The 1,723-nt window shown below is 68.2% G+C and carries 1 protein-coding gene; it reads right to left on the bottom strand.

The genetic code is table 11. From position 1 onward, the window contains the following. Window positions 1-44: 44 nt before the first annotated feature. Complete coding sequence (locus RM445_RS31925; protein ID WP_311560591.1) at window positions 45-1,649, bottom strand: hypothetical protein; 1,605 nt, start codon at window positions 1,647-1,649, stop codon at window positions 45-47. Window positions 1,650-1,723 lie beyond the last annotated feature (74 nt).

The raw sequence follows: 1,723 nt of genomic DNA, 5'->3' as shown, positions 1-1,723 counted from the left end.
CTAGCGATCCTTGGTCGCCAGGACTTTGGCACTTGGTCAGAGTGTCAGGCAGCCGCCGACGGTAGCCGGGCCTGGGCGAGCCGGGTGTCGATGTGGGTGGCGAGGGTGCGCAGGGCCGCGCGGACGGGTGGTGGGGCTTGTGGTCGGTCGGTGGCTATCAACGGTCGCAGGACGCGGTCGTGGACCTTTGTGTAGAAGATCGCGAACGCGAGGCCGTCGTCGGTGAGCCGGTAGAGGTTGCGGCGCTGGACGCGGGTGATGAGCCCGTTGCGGCGCAGGCGGGTGAGGTCGTAGCTGGCCCGGTTCATCGGGTAGGGCTCGCCGAGTAGTCCGGTCATCAAGGCGCGCAGGCTCTTGTTGGTGATGCCGGTGACGGCGAGCAGGTTGACCGATAGGGCGCCGGCCAGGGCTTGGACCCGAGGGTCGCCGAACCGTAGGGCTGGGGCCCTCCGCCCGTCCACCGTGGTGGTCGGGTGCGCGATCCGCTCAAAGGCTGGACTCGCGAGGACGCAGCCCTGGCCGACGCGTTCAGTATCGAGCAGGCGACGGTTCGCGGCACGGGCTTTGGCCTGCAGGTCGGGCAGGTTGTGCAGGCGGCGTTGGCAGCTCAGGTCGTAGGGGTCGTTGATGACGGTCTCGACGCGCAGCGCGCGACCGTCTTTGAGGTACTGCTTGATCCGGGAGTGCTTGTAGAAGGCGTTCACGGTGACATCCACTCCGCGGGTGACGACCTTGGTCTTGAACGCTGCGGGTGGGATCGCTCCGCGGGTCCGGCGGCCGAAGATGAGCTCGACCTGTTCGGGGCGGCCGATGTCGAGGTTGTCGGCGACCAGGGCCTCGAAGAACCCGCGGGCGTGGCGGGGGGCGGCGAACACGATGGTGCGCGAGACCTCGATCTGGCGCATCGACAGCTCCCACCAGTAGCCCGCCGCCTGGTCGGTCGCGGTCAGCGGCACCGGCAGGACGGCGAACCAGTGATCGGCGAACGCGGTGATCTGCTCGGGGCCGAGCCGGTCACAGATCCCCTGTAGCCCGGCCGGGTCGTCGGTGGCGGCGAACCCGTTGGACAGCTCGGTGAACCCGATCCCGGCGTGGAGAGCTTGGCGTTTGGCCCACTCGTGGCCGTTGATCCAAATCTTGGCCGGGTAGGGGAAGTAGGCGCAGATCTTGACGAACGCCGGCCCGAACTCGGTATCCCAGAGGTAGAAGTAGTAGCAGGTGACGCGGCGGTCGGCCTTGGTGAAGGAGAACCACGCCACCCCGTTCGACCCGGTCTTCTTGGTGCCGGTGAACACGCTCGCGTACTCCTGCGCCACGCCGATCGCGGCCACCCCGGACCGGCCCGTGCGGGCTTGCGCCGCGAGGTAGGGCCGCATGGTCTCGATCTTGCGGTCGGTCTTGGTGAACCGAACCACCGGGATGTGCTCCTCCTCGGCGAAGCGGGCCACCGCCCTGCGGAACCCGGTCCCGATCTTGTCGAAGACCGCCGGGGACGGGATCGGATAGCCCAGATGCGCGGTCAGGAAGCTGACGACCTGCCCGCCGACCTGCAGGTTCGGGACGTAGGCGTTGAGGTAGATCCGGTCCAGGCACTCCAGATCCAGCGCCACATGCCCCTCGAGCACATCGTTGACCGTCACCGTCGCCATGGCTGACAGCGTGACCGCAGCTCACCCGCCCGACCAGCCACCCACCTCGGCGGTCCGAGGCGGAGCCTCATTAG

This window comes from Pseudonocardia charpentierae, assembly GCF_031845345.1.
GTDB classification, from domain to species: Bacteria; Actinomycetota; Actinomycetes; order Mycobacteriales; family Pseudonocardiaceae; genus Pseudonocardia; species Pseudonocardia charpentierae.
The sequence above is the reverse complement of the archived record's forward strand: the minus strand, read 5'-3'. Positions and strand labels throughout refer to the sequence as shown.